Annotated in this window: 18 protein-coding genes; 7 read left to right on the forward strand and 11 right to left on the reverse strand. The window is 50.6% G+C overall.

The genetic code is table 11. The annotated features are described in order from the left end of the window. Window positions 1–3: 3 nt before the first annotated feature. Window positions 4–1,953 carry an acetoacetate--CoA ligase gene (locus H6853_02825; protein ID USO04220.1) on the reverse strand — a complete coding sequence of 650 codons (1,950 nt, stop codon included), beginning with the start codon at window positions 1,951–1,953 and terminating at the stop codon, window positions 4–6. Window positions 1,954–2,061: 108 nt separating this feature from the next. Here H6853_02825 and H6853_02830 point away from each other — a divergent pair, with 108 nt between their 5' ends. The 3 genes from H6853_02830 (at window position 2,062) to H6853_02840 (ending at window position 6,951) form a co-directional block, all read left to right on the forward strand. Beyond that, a complete protein-coding gene (locus H6853_02830; GenBank protein USO04221.1) occupies window positions 2,062–4,188 on the forward strand; it encodes a thioredoxin family protein in 2,127 nt (708 codons plus the stop codon). A 15-nt stretch (window positions 4,189–4,203) separates the two neighbouring features. After that, window positions 4,204–4,815, forward strand: a complete 612-nt coding sequence (locus H6853_02835; GenBank protein USO04222.1) for a thioredoxin family protein — start codon at window positions 4,204–4,206, stop codon at window positions 4,813–4,815. Window positions 4,816–4,947: 132 nt separating this feature from the next. After that, window positions 4,948–6,951 carry a PAS domain-containing protein gene (locus tag H6853_02840; GenBank protein ID USO04223.1) on the forward strand — a complete coding sequence of 668 codons (2,004 nt, stop codon included), beginning with the start codon at window positions 4,948–4,950 and terminating at the stop codon, window positions 6,949–6,951. A gap of 22 nt (window positions 6,952–6,973) precedes the next feature. Here the strand turns inward: H6853_02840 and H6853_02845 are convergent, their stop codons facing one another. The 5 genes from H6853_02845 to H6853_02865 all read right to left on the reverse strand — a co-directional run bounded on the left by H6853_02845 (window position 6,974) and on the right by H6853_02865 (window position 10,951). Then, window positions 6,974–7,903: an SDR family oxidoreductase gene (locus tag H6853_02845; GenBank protein ID USO04224.1), complete on the reverse strand. Its 930-nt coding sequence runs from the start codon at window positions 7,901–7,903 to the stop codon at window positions 6,974–6,976. Window positions 7,904–7,969: 66 nt separating this feature from the next. Continuing rightward, window positions 7,970–8,638 (reverse strand): glutathione S-transferase family protein, encoded by a 669-nt coding sequence (locus H6853_02850; protein ID USO04225.1) that lies wholly within the window; start codon window positions 8,636–8,638, stop codon window positions 7,970–7,972. 253 nt (window positions 8,639–8,891) lie between these two features. After that, window positions 8,892–10,112: a YceI family protein gene (locus H6853_02855; GenBank protein USO04226.1), complete on the reverse strand. Its 1,221-nt coding sequence runs from the start codon at window positions 10,110–10,112 to the stop codon at window positions 8,892–8,894. Next, window positions 10,109–10,711, reverse strand: a complete 603-nt coding sequence (locus H6853_02860) for a polyisoprenoid-binding protein (protein USO04227.1) — start codon at window positions 10,709–10,711, stop codon at window positions 10,109–10,111. Before H6853_02860 ends, H6853_02855 begins: the two co-directional genes overlap by 4 nt. A 24-nt stretch (window positions 10,712–10,735) precedes the next feature. Next, window positions 10,736–10,951 (reverse strand): hypothetical protein, encoded by a 216-nt coding sequence (locus tag H6853_02865; GenBank protein USO04582.1) that lies wholly within the window; start codon window positions 10,949–10,951, stop codon window positions 10,736–10,738. Between the two features lie 54 nt (window positions 10,952–11,005). Here H6853_02865 and H6853_02870 point away from each other — a divergent pair, with 54 nt between their 5' ends. Beyond that, complete coding sequence (locus H6853_02870; GenBank protein ID USO04228.1) at window positions 11,006–11,818, forward strand: undecaprenyl-diphosphate phosphatase; 813 nt, start codon at window positions 11,006–11,008, stop codon at window positions 11,816–11,818. Here the strand turns inward: H6853_02870 and rsmD are convergent. Next, complete coding sequence (rsmD, locus tag H6853_02875) at window positions 11,800–12,357, reverse strand: 16S rRNA (guanine(966)-N(2))-methyltransferase RsmD (protein ID USO04229.1); 558 nt, start codon at window positions 12,355–12,357, stop codon at window positions 11,800–11,802. The genes H6853_02870 and rsmD overlap by 19 nt on opposite strands. After that, window positions 12,354–13,094 (reverse strand): rRNA pseudouridine synthase, encoded by a 741-nt coding sequence (locus tag H6853_02880; protein ID USO04230.1) that lies wholly within the window; start codon window positions 13,092–13,094, stop codon window positions 12,354–12,356. Before H6853_02880 ends, rsmD begins: the two co-directional genes overlap by 4 nt. Before the next feature lie 12 nt (window positions 13,095–13,106). Here H6853_02880 and H6853_02885 point away from each other — a divergent pair, with 12 nt between their 5' ends. Next, complete coding sequence (locus tag H6853_02885) at window positions 13,107–13,562, forward strand: nucleoside deaminase (GenBank protein USO04231.1); 456 nt, start codon at window positions 13,107–13,109, stop codon at window positions 13,560–13,562. Here H6853_02885 and purD read toward each other — a convergent pair. Together purD and putA are read right to left on the reverse strand one after the other, a co-directional pair. Then, entirely contained in the window at window positions 13,559–14,857 is a 1,299-nt protein-coding gene (purD, locus tag H6853_02890; protein USO04232.1) for a phosphoribosylamine--glycine ligase, read from the reverse strand. The two genes, H6853_02885 and purD, sit on opposite strands and share 4 nt — an antisense overlap. 40 nt (window positions 14,858–14,897) lie before the next feature. Beyond that, window positions 14,898–17,960: a bifunctional proline dehydrogenase/L-glutamate gamma-semialdehyde dehydrogenase PutA gene (gene putA / locus H6853_02895; protein USO04233.1), complete on the reverse strand. Its 3,063-nt coding sequence runs from the start codon at window positions 17,958–17,960 to the stop codon at window positions 14,898–14,900. Window positions 17,961–18,086: 126 nt separating this feature from the next. Between putA and H6853_02900 the strand changes: the two genes are divergently transcribed. Then, window positions 18,087–19,457 carry an exodeoxyribonuclease VII large subunit gene (locus H6853_02900; protein ID USO04234.1) on the forward strand — a complete coding sequence of 457 codons (1,371 nt, stop codon included), beginning with the start codon at window positions 18,087–18,089 and terminating at the stop codon, window positions 19,455–19,457. Between the two features lie 31 nt (window positions 19,458–19,488). Further along, complete coding sequence (locus H6853_02905) at window positions 19,489–19,995, forward strand: hypothetical protein (GenBank protein ID USO04235.1); 507 nt, start codon at window positions 19,489–19,491, stop codon at window positions 19,993–19,995. A gap of 13 nt (window positions 19,996–20,008) precedes the next feature. Here the strand turns inward: H6853_02905 and H6853_02910 are convergent, their stop codons facing one another. Beyond that, window positions 20,009–20,695, reverse strand: a complete 687-nt coding sequence (locus tag H6853_02910; protein ID USO04236.1) for a TerD family protein — start codon at window positions 20,693–20,695, stop codon at window positions 20,009–20,011. Between the last annotated feature and the right edge of the window lie 14 nt (window positions 20,696–20,709).

Genomic DNA, 20,709 nt, shown 5'->3' on the forward strand with positions numbered 1-20,709 from the left:
GTTTTAAGATTGGCCCAATACTTCGAGATTTTGATAAAGATCCAATGCTTCGGGATTGGCGAGGGCTTCCTTGTTTTTGATTTTTCGCCCGTGAATAACATCGCGTACGGCAAGTTCGGTTATTTTGCCGCTTTTGGTGCGTGGTATATCGGCAATCTGGATGACGTGCGTAGGCACATGTCGCGGCGAAGCCCCGGTCCTGATCTGTTTTTTAATCCGGCTTGTGAGTTCTTCATCAAGCACGGCTCCCTCTTTGAGACGGACAAACAAAATAACCCGTACGTCTCCCTCCCAGTCCTGTCCGACAGCGATGGATTCAATAACTTCCGGCACTTGTTCCACCTGACGGTAAATTTCAGCCGTGCCGATACGGACGCCGCCGGGGTTTAACGTCGCATCGGATCTTCCGTGAATGATAAAGCCGTTATGCTCCGTGCGTTCAATCCAGTCGCCATGGCACCAGATATGTTCATATTTTTCGAAATAAGCCTCATGAAACCTGGTTCCATCCGGGTCGTTCCAGAAACCGACAGGCATGGACGGAAAAGGTTTCGTGCAAACCAGCTCTCCCGATCCGGCTCCCGCGGGGATAGGGTTTCCGTCTTCATCGAAGACTTCCACCGCCATACCAAGCCCCGGTCCCTGAATTTCTCCGCGCCAGACAGGGGAAACAGGGTTTCCCAGCATAAAACAGGACACGATATCGGTGCCGCCGGAGATAGAAGCCAGATGCACGTCTTTTTTAATTGAAGAATACACGTAGTCGAAACTTTCATGCACCAGAGGCGAGCCCGTTGACGTGATAACTCTGAGGGCGACCAAATCGAAATCTTCCTCGGGACGGATAACGTCCTTTTTCAGGGCGTCGATATACTTGGCGGAGGTCCCGAAAAGCATCGCATTATGCTTGGACGTAAACTCCCACAAAACTTTTCCGTCGGGATAAAACGGGTTGCCGTCAAATAGCAGGAGCGTTGCATTGCTGGCCAGGGCCGTTATGAGCCAGTTCCACATCATCCAGCCGCAGGTGGTAAAATAGAATACACTGTCCCCTTTTTTTATGTCGCAATGAAATTTGTGCTCTTTCAGGTGCTGGAGCAAGGTGCCGCCATGTCCGTGCACAATGCATTTCGGGATGCCCGTTGTGCCGGAAGAAAACATGATAAACAGGGGATGGTTAAAAGGAACGGGATTGAATTCAATCTCCTGCGGAGAGAGATTGTTCAAAAAGTCTTCCATCAGGACGGTCTTGTCCAAACCGTGCAAATCCGGCACGTTTTCGACAAAGGGAACGATAACCGTTTTTTCAAGATTTTCGAGCGCGGGCTGTATGTCCCGTATTTTTTTCAGGCAATCAATCGTTTTTCCGCCATAAAAATATCCGCCAACGCTAATCAGGACTTTGGGTTTGATCTGGCCGAAGCGGTCGATAACGCCCTGTACGCCGAAATCAGGAGAGGCCGAAGACCAGACGGCGCCGAGGGAAACCGTTGCCAGGCACGCAATGATCGTTTCGGGCATATTGGGCATATAGGCTGCTACCCTGTCCCCTTTTTCTACCCCCTGAGCCTTGAGGGCCTGCGCCCACAGGCTGACCTGATCGTAAAGCTGCTTGAAAGAAAGGCTGCGCTCCGTACCCTGTTCATTCCGAAAAATAATGGCGGGGGCTTCATCTCTGCGGCGCAGAAGGTTCTGGGCGTAGTTCAGGCTCCCTTCCGGGAAAAACTGTCCGCCCTGCATTTTATCGGGATTTTTAAGAACGGTGTTGCCTTTTTCGCCAATGACATCGCAAAAGTCCCAGACTTTGTCCCAGAATTCTTCCGAATGATCCACCGACCAGCGCCAAAAGGCGGTATAATCGTCCCCTCCGTGCCCGCATTCGTTCATAAATGCAGCGAGAAGAGTTTTTTCCGGTGCACAAGGCGACCATAGCGGTATATCGTTCTGTTCCATCGGTTTTTGTAACCCTTTGTAGAATAACGCCGAAGATATCGCCATAATGAATCAATTTCAATCATGTTGACTCACCAGATATGGAATGACAAGGAAGGTTGCCCTCACATGACGTTTTCAACATTTATCCGTTTTCCGGTTCTTTTTGCGCTTTGGACCGGGATATTGATGGGAACGTTTTTTTGGAAACCGGTTTCTTCCTATGCCGGATATGGCGATGGCGGCAATCAGACCCCTCATGTTTCCATTCGCCTTGTAGCCGATAAAACAAAGGTTACAGGCGGCGAAAAGATTACCCTCGGGATTGAACAGGAAATTGAAACCGGCTGGCATACGTACTGGATCAATCCGGGAGATTCGGGAACGCCTGCGCGCGTTTCGTGGACCTTGCCCAAAGGGTTTAAAGTATCGGAGCCTGCGTGGCCCATTCCCGGGAAAATGAAAATGGGGCCCTTGGTGAACTATGGGTACGAAGGCAAGGTGACGTTGCTTCAGGATTTAACGCTTCCTGAAAAGCTGCCTTCCGGGCCTGTCACGCTCAACGCACAGATTGATCTTCTTGTCTGCCATGAAATCTGCATTCCTGAAACGCATCAGGCCCAAATTACCCTGAATGGTGCTGAGAAAGCGCAAGCTTCTGTTATTGCGTTAGCTCGCGCCGAACTGCCGCTGGAAACCGGATGGGAAGCTCTCATAAGCGAAGAGAATGGAACCTTGGAAGTGCGTGTGATCGCGGAAAATACAGCGCCTTTTGCAAAAACAGGTTCCATTCATTTCTTTCCGGAAGAATGGGGGCTTCTTGATAATACCGCAAAGCCCGAAGCGCAGATCACAGATACGGGGCTTTTGATTCGTCAAGGCCGGGGGGAAAGAGCGCTTTCGGATGTGCCTACTGCGAAGGGGGTTATTGTTTATCAGGATCCGCAGGGACAAAAGAAGGGCATCCGCATCGCAACCTTGGTTGATTTTTCCTCTGCTCCTTCGTCTGTCAACGGAATTCTTGTCAGTGATATTTCTCTTTTAACGGCGCTTTTTTCCGCGCTGCTGGGGGGGCTTATTCTGAACCTGATGCCGTGTGTGTTTCCTGTTTTATCCATGAAGGCCTTGAGCCTCGTCAAACTTAAAGACAAGGAAATTTCAAAGGCGCGTGCGCATGGCCTTGCTTATACCGCCGGCGTTTTGGCTAGCTTTGCCGTTATTGCGGGCGCCCTTATCGCACTGAAAGCGGCCGGCGCACAAATTGGCTGGGGGTTTCAGTTGCAAAATCCGTTGATGATTTTAACGCTCGCCTATTTGCTTTTCCTTATCGGATTAAACCTGTCCGGCTTTTTTAAACTGACTGCCGGGCGTTTCGCAGGAATCGGAACCTACTTCACGCAAAAACACGGGGTTACAGGGTCTTTTGCCACGGGCGTTCTGGCCGCCCTCGTCGCCACACCCTGTACGGCTCCTTTCATGGGGATTGCCATGGGATTTGCCCTGACGCAGCCTGCCTTGATTGCTATGAGTGTTTTTCTGATGCTCGGTTTTGGACTGGCGCTGCCCTATCTGGTGCTGACTTTCGTTCCGGCCCTGCGCCATCTTTTGCCGCATCCCGGCCACTGGATGGAAACTTTCCGGCAATTTCTGGCTTTTCCGATGTTTGCGTCTGCGGCATGGCTGGTCTGGGTTCTTGCGCAGCAAACAAATCCGATGGGTGTTTTTTCCGCGCTTTCAGGCATGATTGCCCTGACCTTTATGATCTGGCTGGCCAAACTCCGGCCTGAAAAAAGGGCTGGAAAAATTGTTGCACTTTTTTTGATGCTGGGGTCTTTGGGGTTTGTCATTTCGACCTGCACGCTTTCCCGGCACAAGGCAGAGGAAGGCGCATTTGCGGTTTGGGAAGACTGGGAACCCTATACGGAAGCCCGCCTGAATAAATTGTTGCGGGAAGGACATCCTGTTTTTGTGAACATGACGGCGGCTTGGTGCATTACCTGTAAGGTCAATGAAAAAGTGGCTTTATCGACGGAGACGACACGTAAGATTTTCAAAGAAAAAAATATCCGCACTTTGAAGGGCGATTGGACCAACCAGGACTCTGAAATTACAAAATATCTGGCGTCCTATGGCCGCAACGGAGTGCCTTTGTATGTCTATTATCCCCTGCGCGACGAGGAGACGGGTAAAAGGCCGGAGGCCGTTATTTTGCCCCAGATTTTAACAACAAACACCATGACCGAAACCATTCAATAAGATGGAGATACAAACATGACCAAAACTTTTTTTCTTTCTTTTCTGGCTCTTTTAACTCTGGCGGGATGCTTGCCGGAAAGTAAAGTCGAAGCCAAAATCGGTGAAATGGCCCCGAATTTTACAGGGACGGACAGCACGGGCAGTAAAATCAGCTTAAGCGATTTCAAAGGCAGGAATGTCGTTCTGGAGTGGACAAACCATGAGTGCCCTTTTGTTAAAAAACATTATGGGTCCGGAAACATGCAAAAGCTCCAGCAGAAATATACGGAGCAAGGTGTGATTTGGCTGAGCATCGTTTCTTCGGCGGTTGGCAAGCAGGGCTATACAAGCGGTGAAGAAGCGGCCGCTATCATAAAAGAAAAAGGAGCGCATGCGACCGCCCGCATTCTTGATTCCAGCGGGAAGATCGGAAGGCTGTACGGGGCACGCACGACGCCGCATATGTTTGTTGTCAGTAAAGAAGGTATTCTTGTCTATGCGGGGGCCATCGACAGCGATCCCGGCTTTAATCCCGAAGGTATCAAGGGGGCTACGAATTATGTTGCAGATGCGCTGGAATCCCTTGCCAAAGGAGAGGCTGTCAAGGTTTCAGCCACAAAACCTTACGGATGCGCTGTAAAATATTAGCCCTGAAAGACTTTACCCGTTAATGAAAAGCCGCTTTTGTCTGGAAACGCGGCTTTTTTCTACCTATTTCCCCCGCTTTGTATTATGGTATTAAAATTAGAGCTCGATTGGAAGGAATCGGTTTTTAAGGAAATGGCTTCCGTTAAAAAAATTCAGAAGAAACAAACGTCGCAAAAAGCGCCTGCTTTAAAGACCGATGCCGCGTCGCCGCGGCTGATTGCAGATACGCAAGGATGCATTCTTTACGCCAATAGCGCTTTTGAAAAACTCTGCGGCGAGACGTCCTTAAAAGGGAAGGCGCTTGATAAGGTCATCACTTTCGAGCACCCTGAAGACGTTTTTCGAGCAAGTGCTTTATTCGGAGACAAGCAGGAGGGGGCTTTTGATTCTTTGCGGAGCGGGCTGCATCTTTTGTCTTTTCCTGGGAAAAAATCTAAGGAAAATCATAAAGATGCAAAGTCCACCCGCATGCAGTTTGATCGGGTGGAGACGGTGGACGGGCGGTGTTTTTTGATTGCTTCGGCACAGGAACAAACATCTTCGCTTTCTGAAAATATACTTGAGTTAATTAATTATAAGCCCCGTAAGACAAAGTCTGCCCGGATCGCGCAGGAAATGTTTCCTTTTCTGGATATGTCTGACGATATCATGAGCATTTCAGACAAGGACGGAGTCTATTTGCAGACGAATGAAATATTTGTCCGGCAGCTTGGCTATGAAGACCGGGATATTGAAGGAAAAACCTTTATAGATCTTGTCCATCCGGACGATCGTGCGCATGTTCTGGCGTCCATGCAGGGATTGATGCATGCCGAGGACACGGCGTCCGATCTTCTCATCGATTTTGAAGCGCGCATCGTAACCAAAAGCGGAAGCATTCTGTGGATGAACTGGCGGCATAAGCGCGTCGGCGGGCATATCTACAGTATCGGGCGTGACGTTACGGAGATCAAAAAACAGGAAGAGGCTTTAAAACGCCATGAGCGGCAGCTTTCAGAGGCTGAAACCATTGGCAAGATGGGGCATTGGCGCTGGCAGGTCGGTCAAGACGAAATTTTCTGGTCCGATGAAGTCTACCGGATTTTCGGGACAGACCCCGAGACCTTTGTTCCCTCATTGGATAACGTGAATTCCATGCTGCACCGGCGTGATGCCGGGCGCATGATCCAGGCTTTCCAACGCGCAATCATTGCACAAAATGATTACGACATGGATTTTGAAATTCGCGATCCCGGCGGCGAAACGCGTTTTGTTCGCTGCGAAGGGCGCTGTGAACTGGATGAGGATGGCGATGTTGCTGCGCTCTATGGCATTATGCAGGACATTACCGAAGCGGTTTTGCATGAACGTGATTTGCGCACCGCAAAGGAATCGGCCGAGCGGGCCTATGCTTCTAAAACGCAGTTTCTGGCAAATATGAGCCACGAACTTCGCACGCCGCTCAATGCCATTATCGGTTTTTCCGAGATGATCCAGAGGCAGCTTTTGGGGCCGATCGGCACGGAGAAGTATCTCGAATATATCGCCGGTATTCGTGAAAGCGGGGAGCATCTTCTGGACCTTATCAGTGATATTCTTGATATGTCCAAAATCGAGGCCGGAAAATATGAATTGGATCTGGAGGAAATCCGGCTTTCCAAGCTTATCAAACTGTCTATCCATATGATGGAAGGGCGTGCGCTGGAGAATGATATTCATATTCAGGCTGAAATAGATAACGAGGACCTGTTGATTGTTGCCGACAGACGGGGGGTTATGCAGATTTTGCTAAACCTGCTCTCCAACGCCGTAAAATTTTCCAAAAAGGGTGGAAAAATCACCGTTAAAGCTATTGAACGCGAGAAATATCTTTCCTTGCAAGTGCAGGATCACGGCATTGGTATTCCGGCCAACAAACTGAAAACGATTACGAATCCCTTTGAACAGGCCGCTTCACACTATACCCGCGAGCATGAAGGCTCCGGTCTGGGGCTGGCCATTACCAAGGAACTGGTAGAACTTCACGGCGGGACTCTCCACATCGAGTCTACACTTGGAAAGGGAACAACGGTAACCATCCGCTTGCCCTATGATGCTTCACAGGCGTGCCGTGCGCGCATGGAAGCTGCCAAACTGTCTTCTGCTGCTGCGGAGTGAATCGGTCAGAGCTTCCCGTGTTTTAATATGTTGCCTGCCGGAAAGCATGGAGCGCATGGCGTTCGGCCTCAAGACATCCCTGAAGTCCTTTACGAAAATCCGGATATTTCAACACCACGCCCAGTTCGTTTTTAATCTTGTCGTTCAAAACATATTTATTGTCTTCGTAGAAACTTCGTGCGATCGGCGCCATATCCGCTTCTTCATAGGGAATACAAGGCGGGGGTTCTATTCCCAAAAGGTTGCAGGCATATTCAATGACTTCATGGCTGGGACTTGGGTCATCATCCGCCAGATTATAGATGGACCCGGGATTTGGCCGTTCAAAAGAGGCCAGCAGCACCCGTGCGATGTCTTCCACGTGAATCCGGTTAAAAACCTGTCCGGGTTTGTCAATCCTGCGCGCGACACCGGCGCGAACAGAATCCAGCGCCGAGCTTCCGGGGCCATAAATCCCGGAGAGGCGAAAAATGTGAACGGGCAGATTATGAGAACGGTAAAGGGAGAGCCATTGTTCTTCCGCGTTCGCCCGGCGGGAGCCGCGCTGCGATGTGGGCTGGATTTTGGATGTTTCATCTACCTTTCCGCCCCCGCGGTCACCGTACACGGATGTTGTCGAGAGGTATCCCACCCACTCCAGATTCGGTAATTTGATTAAATCGTCAACATGGGCCAGAAAGGAAGGGTCTCCCTTGTCGTTGGGCGGGGTGGAAATCAGCAGGTGCGTAACGTCTTTCAGGACAAGGTACGGGTCGGATAAAGGGCATTCATAATCAAAAATGTGGGCGCGTATACGGCGCAGCAAAAGACTATTTCTTTTCTCCAAATCCCGGGTTGTCCCGGAAAGGGTCCAGTTTTGACCTTTTTTCTGTTTCAGCGCATGACCGAGGTAATCGCAGGTGTAACCATACCCGAAACAAAACAGTCTCTTGTTTATATTGCTTTCGTCCATTCACCCTGCCGCTTTTTTGTTTTTTGCCCCAAGGCTTTATTTCCAGGGGACTTTATTTCGGCTCTTTTAAAAATCAACGTTTTCGTAATGTTCTACCGGCGTAAAGCCGGGAATACGGTCCTCCAGAAGCGCTTTAAAACTGGGACGCGATTTCACCCGCGCATACCAGTCTCTGGCCGCCTGATGTTCCTCCCACGGAACATCGCCGATATAATCCACAGCAGACAGATGCGCCGCCGCCGCAATATCCGCCAATGAAAAATCCTCTCCGGCCAGCCATGTCCGCTTATCCGTTAAAAATCCTATATAATCAAGGTGGTAGTGAATATTGGCATGCCCGGCCCGCACCGAAGGTCCGTGGGGTTCCCCCAGTTTTAACAGCCGCTTCATCATCTTCTCTCCCAGAAGATTGTCGCTGACTTCGTGGTTGAATTTGACGTCAAACCAGCCGACCAGCCGCCGTGTTTCGGCACGCTGGACGGGATCTGATCCCAAAAGATTCACCTGCGGGTAAACTTCTTCCATATATTCGCAAATCACCTGAGAATTAGCGAGCGTGGTGCCGTCCGGTTCTACGAGGACCGGGACGTCTCCCGCCGGATTCATGGCCAGAAATTCTGTCCGGCGCTCCCATATTTTTTCGATTTCCAGCTCAAATTCGAGCTTTTTCTCGGCCAGCAAAACTCTGACCTTGCGTGAAAAAGGGTGAAGCCATAGATGATAGAGCGTTCTCATTATGGAAGACAGCTTACCGCAGCCATGCGGAGAATCATAGCGCTTTATATAAGGCTTATATAAACGAGAAAAGGAAAGCGAAAGGCCCAAAAGATATTTTTCTTGCCGGAAATATGAAATATATGTAAATAATTTGCAGTATTACAACCGGGGAAAAACCAAAAAATGACAAAGGAAGCAAAAAGATTGAGAACAAGGTCCGAGATAGACCATGTAGACGGCAAACCCAGACGCATCCAGATTAAGGAAGCGTTTAGGGCTGCAGGGCCGTCAGGGAGATATGGACCCTGACGGAGGTATCGACGTTTTTCGCGCTTGCCCATTCTTCCTGCCCGATGCCGAAATCCAGACGGTTGAGTCCCAGCGCGCCTTTCATATGCGCCGTTTTCACGCCGTTTTCCCCGGTTTCGATATCGAGTGTAAAAGGCAGGGAGACGGGCAGACTTACGCCCCGGATGCTTAAATTTCCCACCGCGATATAGCGGTTTCCTTGCGCTTTTTCGATGACAATAGTTTCAAACTGGGCCTGCGGGTGGTTTTCGACATCAAACCAGTCTGCCGAGACAATCTGTTCGTCCCGTTCGTCATTTTGGGTTGCGGCAGAGCTCATATCAATACGGACAAATGCTTTGCTGCTTTCCAGATTGTCGGGGTCGAAAATAATATTTCCTTCAAACTTCTGAAAACGCCCGGTAAAGGAAACGCCGTTCATGGCGGTTTCGAATTCCAGCGCACTTTTTTCAGGCACAATCGCCCAGCCATGCTTTCCGATGGCGCTGAAATCGATCTGGGAAGCTTGCTTTTCTGCGCTTTGCGGCATTTGTCCGGAAGCTTCCTTTTTTTCATTTTCTTCCTTTTCTGTCAGGAGGTATCCAACTCCCCCAAAGAAAAGGATGGTAAGTGCAAACAGGATCAGCGCAGATACCGGGGATTTTGAAAACATCATACGTGCCATTGTTGTGTCTTTGTCCAAAGCGAAATGCTTGAAGGCGCCCGCAACATGAAGGGCCAGAGCCGCAAGTAACCCAAAGGCGAAAATTTCATGCGCTTCCTTCATAATTTTGGAAATGGCCTTGTCTTTTTCTATGAGGGCAGGGATCTCCAGACCGAAGAAAGCGACCGGATGCCCTCCGGCATTGGACATGAGAACGCCTGAAAGCGGTAACCCGAGCATCAGGAGGTAAAGCGCAAATTGAACGACTTTAGCGAGCAGGTGTTCCCAATGCGCCTGCGTTTTCAGCGCATCCGGCGCCGGGCTGATAAAGCGCGACACCAACCGGCAAATGACAAGAATCAGGACAACAAGACCGAAAGATTTGTGCAGGCCGTAGACCTGGAATTTTTCAGGACTGGCGGGCATTTCATCCATAAACAAGCCCACCAGCACCAGGCTGAAAATTACCAGCGCCGTTGCCCAGTGAAGCGCTTTGGAGACGGCGCTGTATTCTTCTTTTTTTGTATTTTCAAAATTCATTCGTTTACCACATTTCCGTCCTGACGGATTCCCTCAACTTCCAGATGAATATTTACATCATCTCCGATCATGGGCAAACCGTATTCCATCCCGAAATCAGACCGTTTTATGTTTGTCACGGCCGAAAATCCTGCCACGTATTTTCCGCTAAAGGGATGTTTTCCGGCTTTGTTAAAAACCGTATCCAGTGTGACGGGTTTTGTCACGCCCAGAAGAGTCAGCTCCCCATTGATTTTTGCCGTTTTATCACCCGTAATTTCGATAGTTGTTCCCTTAAAAACCATGTCTGGAAATTTTTCGACATCAAAAAAATCCTTGCTTTTCAGGTGGGTGTCCCATGCTTCATCGTCCATATCAATGCCGGATGTCCGGATGGTGACTTCTACCTTCGATTTTTCCGGTTCTTCGCGGTTAAACTCTATAAAACCGTCATAATCGTGGAACTCTCCTTGTGAATTGGAAAATCCGAGGTGATTCACAAAAAACAGGATTTGTGTATGGGCTTTGTCGAAATCATAACGTTCAACGTCGGCGCGGGCCGGTGAAACGGAAAAGGCAAGGAGTAAAAAAGCCAGTGCAGCTATAAAAGGGCGTCTCATGAAAATTCCTTTGCTATTGTGTTCCTAATTCGTCAACGAGATCGGGTGGGTTTCATACATCCATAGTCCCGCATAAAGGCCCCCGGCAGCAACCATCCAGACAAAGAGTCCGTAGGGCCAGCGCAGACTTTTGTTTTCAAGCAGTTCGCGGGCACTGCGTCCGCGCAAAAACAGATGGATCATAAACAGTCCCCACGCAAAACCGCCAACAAATCCTATAACGCCATAGATATAGACCATCATCCAGTTCTTCTATAGTCTCGCCAAGGTAGAGAATAGGAGATTAACACATTCATGCCATTAATCCATATACTCATTCTGGCTCTAGTTCAGGGGATTACGGAATTTCTTCCGGTCAGCTCCAGCGGGCATCTGGTGTTGCTCCATTCTTTTTGGGAGGGGGGGGCTGTCGATTTGTGCTGGGAACAAAACCGGACCCTTGATATTGGCCTCCATGTCGGCACATTGCTTTCTGTCCTGCTTTATTACCGCCGGGATGTTGTGGCTATGATAGGCGGTCTTAAAAGTCCGAAATCGGACGGAGGGCAACTCCTGAAATATGTTTTTCTGGCGTCACTTCCGGCTGTGCTGGCCGGATTTATGCTGCACAAAATGCAGCCGTCCCTGCTGTGCCTGATAGAAGTTATGGCCTGGATGATGCTGGTTTTCGGGATAGTTTTATGGATTGCCGACCGCTATTTCACGGGGAACAAAGAGCTTTCGGCGATGGGCGTGCGTGACGCTTTTCTGATCGGACTGGCCCAGACCCTGGCTCTCGTGCCGGGGACCAGCCGCTCCGGCATTACCATGACGGCCGGATTGTTTCTCGGGTTCTCCCGCACCGAATCTGCCCGCTTCTCCCTTTTGCTTGCCATTGTGGCCATTAGCGGCGCCGGCACGCTGGGCGCTCTGGATCTTTGGGTTTCAGGGGACCTCGAGCTTGGCATGGATGTGCTGATTGCCGTTATCCTGTCCTTTTTGGTGGGGTGGGGGGCGATTGCGCTGATGATAAAATGGCTTGAAAAAGCAACCTTTACCCCCTTTGCTGTTTACCGTCTTATCTTTGGAACCGCCCTTTTGGGGCTGGTTTATTCCGGCGTGCTTTGAGCCAGAATAATTTTTGTATCGCCGTAGGTTTTTTCCTGCAAAACCGTCAGGCCGCAAATATCCGGGTTTTCTTTTGCGCCCATCTCCAGCAGAAAAAGGCTTTTGTCTTCTATCCAGCCGTCTTGCAGCAATCTCTGGATCGTCCTGAAAAGAAGGTCTTTCCCGTAAGGGGGGTCGAGAAAAACCAGATCTATCCGGCCTGTCTCCTGCGGTTTTTTTGATGGTTTTGTTGCATCTTGCAAAGATATTTTGCTGCATTCTTCCAATTGCAAAAGTGCAACATTTTCTCTGCAAAGAGCTACAGATGCAGGGCTGGTGTCCCAGAAATGGCAAAAATCCGCTCCTTGTGACAAGGCTTCCAGCCCGAGGGCCCCGCTTCCGCAGAACGCGTCCAGAACACGGGCACCCGCCACACCGCCGCGGGCATTCAGCATATTGAAAATGGCCTGCCGGACTTTATCGCTTGTAGGCCGGATATCCCGGCCTTTAGGCGGCTTTAAAGACCGCCCGCGGAGATGTCCGCCTGAAATTTTCATCATTTAAAGACCCCGGGTATCTGGTCTTTCAGAACCTTTTGTTTGACTTCCAGCACGGCGCCTTTGGGGAGTTTTCCGAGGTGAAAGGGGCCGTAGGATATACGAATCAGGCGGTTTACCTTTAGATTCAGGGCTTCCATGACATTGCGGATTTCACGGTTTTTTCCTTCTTTGAGACTCATGGTCATCCAGGCGTTGTCTCCCTGCTGTTTTTCAAGCTCCGCTTCTATCGGGCCGTATTGAATATTGCCGACTTTCAGGCCGTTTTTCAGCTTGTCCAGCCGGTCCTGCGTAATACGGCCATGCGCCCGCACGCGGTAGCAACGCGTCCAGCCCGTTGCCGGAAGTTCCAGATGCCGCGCCAGTTCCCCGTTATTGGTGAGCAGCAAAAGCCCTTCGGTATTCATATCCAGCCGTCCCACGCTCATGACGCGGGGCAGGTCTTTGGGCAATTTGTCAAAGATCGTATCGCGGCCTTTTTCATCCCTGTTTGTGCTTACGAGCCCTGCGGGCTTGTGGTAGAGGAACAGGCGCGTTTTTTCTTTTCCGGGCAGGGCTTTCCCGTCGACAAGGATCTTGTCTTCGCCTGTAACCGTTTGTGCGGGGGTGTCCAGGATTTTGCCGTTCAGACTGACACGTCCCTCGCCAACCCAGCGTTCGGCTTCCCTGCGGGAACAAAGTCCTGCCCTTGCTATAACTTTGGCTATTCTCTCGCCTTTGCTTTTATTCTCGTTTTCCATTATCTAACCTCTATGGAAGACGACCATATCTATATGCAGGCTGCGATGGAAGAGGCTAAAAAGGCACGTCTCAGAGACGAGGTGCCCATCGGGGCCGTTTTGGTCGATTCGCTGAGCGGTGAAATTGTAACAAGAGACGGAAACCGGACAATTGAACGGGCCGATCCCACGGCGCATGCCGAAATTCTGGTTATCCGGGAGGAATGTAAAAAACGCGGTGTTCAACGCATTCCAGAATGTGACCTCTATGTCACATTAGAGCCTTGTGCAATGTGTGCAGCGGCGATCTCTTTTGCCCGCATCCGAAGACTGGTTTACGGTGCGTCCGACCCGAAAGGCGGCGCGATCGAGCACGGTCCCCGTTTTTTCGGGCAACCGACCTGTCATCATAAAATCGAAATTGCTGCAGGCGTTCATGCCGGCCCGAGCGGGCAAATTCTGAAAGATTTTTTCGCGTCAAAGCGTTAGGCCGCTTTTCCCTTTTCTGCGGCGACCGCCCGCCAGCCGATATCGTGCCTGTAAAACCCTTCGGGCCAGTCAATCCTTTTTATGGCTTCATAAGCCTGTTTTTGGGCCTCCTCGATCGTCTCGCCACTGGCGACAATATTCAAAACGCGTCCCCCGGTGTTGACAATATCTCCCGCCTCATTCCGGACGGTGCCCGCATGGAACACTTTGACCCGTTCCATGATGTTGACTTTTTCTGCACCCTTGATAACCGTATTTTTGATATAATCTCCGGGGTATCCGTTCGCGGCCATCACAACACAAAGGGCCTTCATGGAAGACCATTCAATTTTGTCTTCATACTCTGCCAGTTTTCCTTGTGCGGCAGCATAAAGGACATCCAGAAGATCGTTGTAAAGCCGTACCATCAGGGCCTGTGTTTCGGGGTCGCCAAAACGCGCGTTATATTCAATCAGTTTTGGCTCTCCTTCCACGATCATTAACCCCGCATATAAAACACCTGTGTAGGGGCGGCCTTCTTTTTTCATCCCCTCCACGGTTGGTAGAATAATGCGCTCCATTATTTTCTGATGCAGCTCGCGTGTCATAAGATGCGCCGGGGAGTAAGCTCCCATTCCGCCCGTGTTCGGCCCGGTATCCCCGTCGCCAACACGCTTATGATCTTGCGCGGAGCCAAAGGGCAGGACCGTTTCTCCGTCTGTCAGCGCAAAAAAACTGAGTTCCTCCCCTTCCAGAAATTCTTCAATGACAACTTCATGCCCGGCCTGCCCGAAAGAATTTCCGGAAAGCATGTCTTCCGCAGCTTTTTCGGCCTCCTCATGCGTTTGTGCAATAATGACGCCCTTGCCGGCCGCCAGCCCGTCGGCTTTTACAACAACAGGCGCTTTTTGCGCCCGGATGAAGTTTTTCGCTTCTTCAATATCTGTGAAACGCCCATAGGCCGCCGTAGGGATATCATATTTTTTACATAAATCTTTCATAAAACCTTTGGAGCCTTCAAGAATGGCGGCATCTCTGGAGGGTCCGAAGACGGGAATGCCCATCCCGCGGATGGGGTCGGCCAGTCCCGCAACCAGTGGCTGCTCTGGTCCTATCACAACGAAATCGATCTTTTTATCTTTCACGAAGGCCACGATGGAGTTGATATCTTCGGCACCGATTCCCGTACATTTGGCGTATCTGCATATTCCGGCATTGCCCGGTGCACAATAAAGCGTTTCACATTTTTCCGATTGCGCCAGCCGCCAGGCCAGCGCGTCTTCCCGGCCACCACCGCCTACCAATAAAACCTTCATTTTTTGTTCCTCACAGGGTTGAAGGGACACATTATAGTTTTTATTCTTTTAGCATGACAAGAGAGGTATTTCCACCCGCAGCGGTTGTGTTCACGCTGACAACTTTTTCGTTCGCAAAGCGCTGGAGATAATTCGGGCCGCCCGCTTTCGGGCCTGTGCCGGATAAACCGCGCCCGCCAAAGGGTTGCACGCCCACTACGGCCCCGATGATGGAACGGTTGATATAGATGTTTCCGGCATTGATACGCTGGGCCAGATTTTTTGAAAACGAATCAATGCGGCTATGCACGCCGAAGGTAAGGCCGTATCCGCTTGCATTAATCTCTTCAATAACATCGTCCATTTTTTCTGCGGAATAACGGATGACATGAAGAACGGGGCCGAAAATTTCACGTTTTAAGACGTTCAGGGAAGGTATTTCATAGGCAATGGGTGAAAAATAAGATCCCTGTTTCTTCAAAACCGGGTCCAGCGGCACTTCCGCAATTTTTTTCCCGAATCCTTCAAGCGCGGTTTTGTGTTTTTGCAGGACGGCCAATGCCTGCTCGTCAATGACCGGGCCGATATCCGTGTTGATTTCCCGCGGGTCGCCAACACGCAAATGCGCCATTGCGCCTTGCAGCATGTGAATGGTTTTATCAGCCACTTCTTCCTGCACATAAAGAACGCGGCAGGCGGAGCAGCGCTGGCCTGCCGAACCGAAGGCGCTTAATACCACATCGTCCACGACCTGCTCTGTAAGGGCCGAGCTATCCATTATCATGGCATTTTGCCCGCCCGTTTCGGCGATCAGGGGCACAATAGGGCCCTTTTTGGCTGCCAGCGCAGTATTGATTTTCCAGGCCGTTTCTGTCGAGCCGGTAAAAGCAACGCCGGCTGTTTCCGGGTGATCTACCAGCGCCGCACCGGGGCGCCAGTCACCGAGTAGCAGTGTAAGAGCCTGTTTTGGCAGTCCGGATGCCAGCATGAGTTCGCACGTGCGCATCGCAATTACGGATGTTTGTTCCGCAGGTTTGGCAATAACCGCATTGCCCGCCATGAGGGCGGCGGCAATCTGGCCCGTAAAAATTGCCAGCGGAAAGTTCCATGGGCTGATACAGACAAAAATTCCGCGGGAACAAAAAGAATAAACGTTATTCTCCCCTGTCGGGCCTTGTAATGTGGTGCCGTCTTCCTTGAACAGGGCGCGGCCTTGCTGCGCATAATAACGACAGAAATCTACGGCTTCACGCACCTCTGCCAACGCATCCGGAATTGTTTTTCCGGCTTCTTCAACGCATAGCACCATCAATTCCGCCCGGTTTTCTTCCAGCGCATTTGCAATTTTCTCAAGAATTCGGGCGCGTTCCTCCGCCCGCGTCTGGGACCAGACCTGATGTCCTGTCTTTGCCGCCTTGAAGGCATCTACAATCCTGTCCTCGTCCGCGTAATGAATATGTCCCAGCATCCTGTCCCGGTCGGCGGGGGAAAAGACTCTGTTTCTAACGCCTTTCTGGTGCGCTTTTCCTGTGATCATCGGCGCCGCCACATAATTGGGGGAGAGGTTTCTTGTGCGCATGTTTTGCAGCAATTCTTCCAGAATGTCGGCACTCGACAGGTCTAACCCTCTGGAGCCCTTGCGCTTCTGCCCGTAAATATTTTCAGGAAGAGGAATTTTGGGATGACTTTTGGGCTCATTTTGTTGCGCCTTCTGAACCGGATCGGCCGCCAGTGCCGAAGGCGTCGTATTGGCATCAAAGACCCTGTTTACGAAAGAGGAATTTGCGCCGTTTTCAAGCAGGCGCCGTACCAGATAGGGTAGCAGTTCTTCATATACGCCCACCGGGGCATATACACGAACCGGGATTTGTGTCTTTCCCAGAACGTCTGCATAAAGCGCGTTCCCCATCCCAAAGAGTTTCTGGAATTCGAACCCGTCTTTTTTGTCCCCCGCCATATCAAGGATTGCTGCGACGCTGTAGGCATTATGCGTACCGAACATCGGATAGACATACTTCCTGTTTTGCAGCAATTTTTGTGCACAAACCAGATAGGACAGGTCCGTATTGGATTTGCGCGTATAGACGGGGTAATCGGGCAAAGATTCAACCTGTGCCCGCTTGATCTCGCTGTCCCAGTAAGCGCCCTTGACCAGCCGGACCTGCAGCTTTCGTTCATACGTTCGCCCAAGCCCCAGAATATGATCCAGTGTTGAAACGGCGGTTTTTTGATAGGCGGCAAGTGCAAGCCCGAAGCCCTCCCAGCCTTTCAGCTCAGGAGCGGCGCAAACGGTTTCAATGATTTTCAGCGATATTTCAAGGCGTTCATACTCTTCGGCATCTACCGTTAAAGGAATATCTTGTGCGGCGGCTACTTCACAAAGCTGCAGCAATTTTTTTGAAATTTCGGGGATGCAGATATCGCTTTGTGCAAATTCATAGCGTGGATGAAGTGCGGAAAGTTTTACGGAGATTGTGCTCTTTTTGGCCGATTTTCCGGCCTTTTCTATCGCATCGAGGTAGTTTTCAAAATATTTTTTTGCATCCTCGGATGTACGCGCGCCCTCGCCGAGCATATCGTAAGAGATATGGTAGCCCTCTTTTTCCAGAACCTGTGCATTCGTGATTGCGCTATTTATGTTCTCTCCCAGAACAAACTGACTCCCCAGCAGGTTCATAGCCTGCATGACGGCCTGCTGGATGAGAGGTTCTCCCAGTTTTGAAAAGAGGCTGTTCATGGTGCCGCTGCTCATGGATAGCCCCAGTCCAGCGGCCTGTGTCATCCAGTCGCTGTTCTGCCCTTTTTTCTGAATAGTCTTAAGCCAGTTCGTTCCTGCCACTTTATCGCGGATCAGCGCCTTGGCCGTTGGTCCGTCCGGAACACGAAGGAACGCTTCCGCCAGACACATCAAGGCAAGGCCCTCATTTGTATTCAGGGAATATTGTTGAAAGAAGGATTCGATGCTTCCGGTTTTCTGAGGGGTTTTTCGGATGGTTTCGATCAGTCTTATCGCCTCGTCCCGCACGCGTAAAGCGCGCGCATCGCGCCAGTCCAGGGCGGAAAGAAGATCGTGAACGCACTGATCCTCGGATGGAAAAAGAGAGGGAGAGATCTGTTTGTGCATATTCCAAGCCCTTATCTTCAAATATCTGCTCTTATTGCCATCCGTAAGAAACCTTAAAAGACCGGCGACGTGCCTGATGATTGTTCAGGATGACACAAGCATTCAGATTCTATACCATTCTTTCCCATGGCAACAGAGACAACAACAGACTTGTTTTCGGATTCCGGAAAAACAAATATTCCGGAAATGGGAGTTGGAGAGCTTGCTCTTTCCCTGAAAAAAACGCTGGAGGAAACCTTTGGGCGGGTGCGGGTGCGGGGAGAGCTTTCGGGCCTGAAACTGGCCGCGTCCGGCCATCTTTACGGCGATATCAAAGACGAAGAGGCTGTGATTAATATCGTATGCTGGCGGGGAAGCGTCTCCCGCCTGTCTGTGAAGCCGGAAGACGGGCTGGAGGTTGTTATTACGGGAAAGGTTTCCAGTTATCCAAAATCTTCGCGCTATCAGATCATCGTAGATTCAATGGAGCTTGCCGGAGAAGGCGCACTTCTCAAAATGCTGGAAGACCGGAAGAAAAAACTGGCTGCCGAGGGCCTTTTTGATGCTGCGCGTAAAAAGCCTCTGCCTTTTTTGCCGGAAACCATCGGTGTGGTGACCTCTCCCACGGGCGCGGTCATCCGTGATATTATCCACCGTATTGAAGACCGCTTTCCCCGCCCGGTTTTGCTCTGGCCTGCTGCCGTGCAAGGGGAGAAAGCGGCGGCTGAAATTGCAGCCGCAATCCGTGGTTTTAATGCATTGCCGGTGCCGCCGGATATCCTGATTGTGGCGCGGGGCGGCGGTTCTCTCGAAGATCTCATGGCTTTTAACGAGGAAGAGGTGGTCCGCGCGGTGGCTGAAAGTGATATTCCCGTGATTTCCGCCGTGGGCCATGAAACGGATACCACGTTGATTGATTATGCGGCGGATCTCCGGGCTCCCACGCCCACGGGCGCTGCAGAAATGGCGGTGCCGGTCCGCATTGATCTGATGGCGCAGGTAAGGGAAGATCAGGGAAAAATGATCCGTGCGATGCAGCGCCATCTCTCTGATCTTAAAAATATTCTGGAGACAGGCGCCGTAAGACTTGGCGATCCGCAGCGTTTGCTGGAGATTAAAATCCAAAATCTTGATTTCCTGTCCGGCAATTTACAAAGCCGTTTTGAAAAAATCCTGCAACAAAGGAAAAGTAACCTGAAGGAAACGGCGGCAAAACTTTTACATCCACGCGCGCGTCTTGAAGGAATGGGTAAAATCTTGATGCTGCATACAGAGGCTTTGTACCGTTCGCGGGGCGCTCTTTTGAAAGAGCCTCAAAGCCATCTTGATCAGGCAGCGCGTATGCTGGAAAGTCTCTCTTTTAAACGGGTTTTAGAGCGCGGATTTACCGTTTTGCGCGATTCAAACGGCGCTCTTGTTACCAGGGCGGATCAAACGAGGGAAGGCATGGGAGGCGAAATAGAGTTTTCCGGGGGCGAAAAAGTTGGTATTACACTCGGAAAACGGCTAAAACCTTAGGAAAATAAACATTTTTACGATACAATGAATCATGCGCGTACCGTTAAAGAAATTACTGGACCATCTGGGCGTAGGCTATGAACTTCTGGCCTACGAGACTTGTCCATGGTCGGTTTACGATGAGGAAAAAGCCGTAACGTGTAGCGCCGAAGTCCGTATGGGACCGGATGAAGATGAACTGGAGATGGAAATCCAGACGATGTCCGACCTTCCAAAGGAGGGGGCCCTCCCTGTGGAACAGGTTTTCTGGGCTTTTGCCAAACCGGTTACGAACGATAAATGGGAAGTCACTTCCATGAAGATCAGGGGGGAAGAACAGGCGGGCAGTTTTCATGGGTGGGATGAAAAGGGATGTAATTTCTTTCATGCCTGCGTGCAAGACCTCAAGATGAATAAGTTTCCGGATATTGAGGACCTTCTCAATCGGGAAATGAAATCCGGCGGCCATTTCGGAGGCGGCGGACAGGGCGGCAGCAGCAAAGCGCCTAAAATCAAGCCGCAGGCACTGATGGGGCTGAAAGGCGGACGCGGTTTTTAGCGGTCTTTGCGGACTAGGTTGGCACAATCATCTGGGCAACAATGATACCGTATTCGTTTGCCACAGCGGAGAGTCCTCCTTCAGCCGTATCTCCGATGGCCCGGAATACCCATTCCGATCCGACCCGCTCCATTTCACCAACCAAAAGGCTGGTTTTTCCCGCTTCCAGATTTTCGTCCAGATTGAACCGGAAAAGCTCATGGTTTGTATCTTTGTTTACAAGGCGGAAATAAACGTTTTTAACCTGGTCGAAACTGTTGTCCGTTAAATCCAGGTCATAAATCGAAACGACAAAGACGATCTTCAAAACATCGAAAGGAAGGGCGTTTAAGTCGATGAAAATGGTTTCATCGTCGCCATCCCCGGCTCCTGTCCGGCTATCGCCCATATGACGGACGGCGCCGTCACATCCGGTGAGGTTATTGTAAAAAATAAAGTCTGTATCCTCACGGGTTTTTTCGTGTCTGTTCAGCAGAAAGACGCTCACATCCATATCCGGCGGATCGCGATCGAATTGCTTGAAATCCCATCCGACGGCGGCAATGGTTTCGTTCAGGGACGGATCCAGATACTTCAAATTAATTTCTTCACCCCGCGTGACGAATTTTTGTGCGCCGATAGCTCCAAGCTCGACGCTCTTGCGCTCGGCATGGGGATCGAAGTCGTCTATTTCATTATGATGTTCATCGTCATCTTTCATGGAAAGGCTCCCAC

The sequence above is a fragment of the Rhodospirillales bacterium genome, from assembly GCA_023898765.1.
Classification (GTDB): domain Bacteria; phylum Pseudomonadota; class Alphaproteobacteria; order Micavibrionales; family Micavibrionaceae.

Excerpts from the sequence above, each read along its gene's own strand:
- H6853_02855 (USO04226.1), bottom strand. The coding sequence starts at position 10,112 with ATGAATTTTGAAAATACAAAAAAAGAAGAATACAGCGCCGTCTCCAAA.
- H6853_02900 (USO04234.1), top strand. The coding sequence starts at position 18,087 with ATGGCAACAGAGACAACAACAGACTTGTTTTCGGATTCCGGAAAAACA.
- H6853_02860 (USO04227.1), bottom strand. The coding sequence starts at position 10,711 with ATGAGACGCCCTTTTATAGCTGCACTGGCTTTTTTACTCCTTGCCTTT.
- H6853_02830 (USO04221.1), top strand. The coding sequence starts at position 2,062 with ATGACGTTTTCAACATTTATCCGTTTTCCGGTTCTTTTTGCGCTTTGG.
- H6853_02850 (USO04225.1), bottom strand. The coding sequence starts at position 8,638 with ATGAGAACGCTCTATCATCTATGGCTTCACCCTTTTTCACGCAAGGTC.
- purD (USO04232.1), bottom strand. The coding sequence starts at position 14,857 with ATGAAGGTTTTATTGGTAGGCGGTGGTGGCCGGGAAGACGCGCTGGCC.
- putA (USO04233.1), bottom strand. The coding sequence starts at position 17,960 with ATGCACAAACAGATCTCTCCCTCTCTTTTTCCATCCGAGGATCAGTGC.
- H6853_02870 (USO04228.1), top strand. The coding sequence starts at position 11,006 with ATGCCATTAATCCATATACTCATTCTGGCTCTAGTTCAGGGGATTACG.
- H6853_02905 (USO04235.1), top strand. The coding sequence starts at position 19,489 with ATGCGCGTACCGTTAAAGAAATTACTGGACCATCTGGGCGTAGGCTAT.
- H6853_02910 (USO04236.1), bottom strand. The coding sequence starts at position 20,695 with ATGAAAGATGACGATGAACATCATAATGAAATAGACGACTTCGATCCC.
- H6853_02880 (USO04230.1), bottom strand. The coding sequence starts at position 13,094 with ATGGAAAACGAGAATAAAAGCAAAGGCGAGAGAATAGCCAAAGTTATA.
- rsmD (USO04229.1), bottom strand. The coding sequence starts at position 12,357 with ATGATGAAAATTTCAGGCGGACATCTCCGCGGGCGGTCTTTAAAGCCG.
- H6853_02845 (USO04224.1), bottom strand. The coding sequence starts at position 7,903 with ATGGACGAAAGCAATATAAACAAGAGACTGTTTTGTTTCGGGTATGGT.
- H6853_02835 (USO04222.1), top strand. The coding sequence starts at position 4,204 with ATGACCAAAACTTTTTTTCTTTCTTTTCTGGCTCTTTTAACTCTGGCG.
- H6853_02885 (USO04231.1), top strand. The coding sequence starts at position 13,107 with ATGGAAGACGACCATATCTATATGCAGGCTGCGATGGAAGAGGCTAAA.
- H6853_02865 (USO04582.1), bottom strand. The coding sequence starts at position 10,951 with ATGGTCTATATCTATGGCGTTATAGGATTTGTTGGCGGTTTTGCGTGG.
- H6853_02840 (USO04223.1), top strand. The coding sequence starts at position 4,948 with ATGGCTTCCGTTAAAAAAATTCAGAAGAAACAAACGTCGCAAAAAGCG.
- H6853_02825 (USO04220.1), bottom strand. The coding sequence starts at position 1,953 with ATGGAACAGAACGATATACCGCTATGGTCGCCTTGTGCACCGGAAAAA.